The sequence below is a fragment of the Massilia sp. CT11-108 genome, from assembly GCF_047302915.1.
GTDB lineage: Bacteria > Pseudomonadota > Gammaproteobacteria > Burkholderiales > Burkholderiaceae_D > Telluria > Telluria orientalis.
In genome coordinates, this window is sequence record NZ_JBKYMO010000704.1 from 1 (window position 1) to 2,232 (window position 2,232).

At 67.8% G+C, this 2,232-nt stretch carries 1 protein-coding gene; it reads right to left on the bottom strand.

What is annotated here, in order from left to right; genetic code table 11:
* Window positions 1-120: 120 nt before the first annotated feature.
* A complete protein-coding gene (locus tag ACEN88_RS29655) occupies window positions 121-1,980 on the bottom strand; it encodes a sigma-54-dependent Fis family transcriptional regulator (protein ID WP_413345468.1) in 1,860 nt (619 codons plus the stop codon).
* Window positions 1,981-2,232: the final 252 nt, after the last annotated feature.

Below are 2,232 nucleotides of genomic sequence, written 5' to 3' on the forward strand. Positions count from 1 at the left end.
GGCCGGGACGACGGGATGCGCCGCTGCGTCGCGCTGGGCGTCGCGCTGGTGTCGCTGGCCTGGGTGATGGAACGGACGGGCCCCGTCTGGGATGCGCTCCAGACGGGCGTCGCGTGAGGGTCAGCGCTGATTGGGCGGGACGATGCCGTACTTCTTCATGTAGCGGTACACGGTGGCGCGTGCCAGGTTGAGCTCTTCCGACACCTTGGTCACGCTCCACTTGTGGCGCACGAGCGCGTCGAGCAGCGGCGCAGCCTCGCAGTCCTCGCCGCCGGAGGGGGTCGCGGCGGCGACGGGAGCAGCCGGAAGGCTGGAAAACTGCTCGGTCAATTCCTGCGGCAGGTCGGCCGCCGTGATCGTCTCGCCATCGGACACCGCCAGCGCGAAGCGCAGCACGTTGCGCAGCTGGCGGATGTTGCCCGGCCACGCGAAGCACAGCATGGCGTGCATGGCGTCCAGCGACAGGTGCGCATCCATGCCGAGCAGTTCCGCCTCCTCGGCCAGGACTTTTTCGATCAGGTAGCGCTTGTCCGCGCGGTCGCGCAGCGCCGGCAGGTGCAGGGTCGCGCCGCACAGGCGGTAATACAAATCTTCGCGGAAGCTGCCGGCGCTGATCAGGTTGCGCAGGTCGCGGTGCGATGCCGCGATCACGGTCAGGTCCACGGGGACGGGCTTGTCCGCGCCGAGCGGCAGGACTTCCTTTTCCGACAGCACGCGCAGCAACCGGGTCTGCAGGTGCAGCGGCATGTCGCCGATCTCGTCGAGGAACAGCGTGCCGCCGTCGGACTGCAGGATCAGGCCCTTCATGCCTTTCGCGCGGCCGCCCGTGAACGCGCCGGCCGTGTAGCCGAACAATTCGCTTTCGATCAGCGACTCGGGAATCGCGCCGCAGTTCACGGCGACGAACGGCTTGTGGGTGCGCTCGCTCGACCGGTGCAGGGCCTTGGCGATGACTTCCTTGCCGGTGCCCGTCTCGCCGTGGATCAGGATGTTCAGCTTGCGGTTCAGCAGGCGCTTGGCCTGGTCCAGCAGCCGCCGCATCGTGTTGTCGTCGCCGGCCAGGCAATCCAGTTCCGGATGGTGGGCGGGCGCCGCGCCGTCCGCCGTCTCGACGACGACGCTGGTGCGCGCGGCGGGACGCGGGCGCGGCACCTTCACGCTCGCATAGAACATCTGGTTCGAGCCGCGCGTGACGATCGAGCGCTCGCCCATCGTGCCGGCGCGCGCGAGGCGCAGCAGGTCGTCCGGCGCGACGTCGTCGTCATAGGCCAGCATGATCTCGCCGCTCACCTCGACCAGCGCCCACGCCGTGCCGAGGCGCAGGATCCAACGGTCCTGGAAATGGCGCAGGAAGTTCGCGTCCTCGATCATTTCCGCATACATCATCGTCAGGTGCAGCGCGAGATGCTGGCTTTCCTTGTACGTCGGCGACGTCAGCGCGGACAGGTCGAGCACCGCGAGGAATTTACCCTCGGGGTCGAACAGCGGCGCGGCGGAACAGGTCAGCGGGATATGGGTGGGATCGAAGTGGTCGTCCTGGTGGCATGTCAGCGCCGTCTGCTCGGCCACGCAGGTGCCCACGCCGCAGGTGCCGGCCGACCGTTCGCTCCATTCCGCGCCCAGGTACAGGCCGGCCCTCTTGAGGTCCGGCGCGCGCGCGTCGTTGCCGATGTAGTCGACGGTGACGCCCTGCGCATCCGTCAACAGCAGCACGTAGCCGAGGCTGGAGACGCGCTTGTACATCTGTTCCATGCCCACGCGGGCCACCTGCATGAATTCCTCGATCTGTTCCTGGTGCGCGCGCAGCGTGGCGGACGTCACGATGTGCGGCGCCTTCGGGCGCGCCGGATCGAGCCCGTAATCGTTCACGCAGCGGCGCCACGAGTTGTGGATCAACTCGTTGGCGCCGTTCGCGGCGGTACCGTGCATGGCCACCGACATCACGTTGTCGATGTGCCGGTTCTGTGCCTGATTCGTCATTGTCGTCTCCTGCAGCGCCGGCAACTCGTCGTTTGCCGGTCGTGTACTTACGGTTTATGGTACTCCATTTATGAACTGTAAACTCATCCCATGCGTTCGGGTGCGGCGCGGAACGGCTGCAGTTCGTCCAGCGGATCGCTGGCGCCGAACAGCCAGCCGCGGTCCAGGTCCGCCGCCGCATGCTGCACGTCCGCGTGGTAGCTCGACCGCACGAGCGGGCCCACGGCCGCATGCGCGACGCCGCGGAGGGGC

Coding starts and splice junctions, on each gene's coding strand:
- ACEN88_RS29655 (WP_413345468.1), bottom strand. CDS start 1,980: ATGACGAATCAGGCACAGAACCGGCACATCGACAACGTGATGTCGGTG.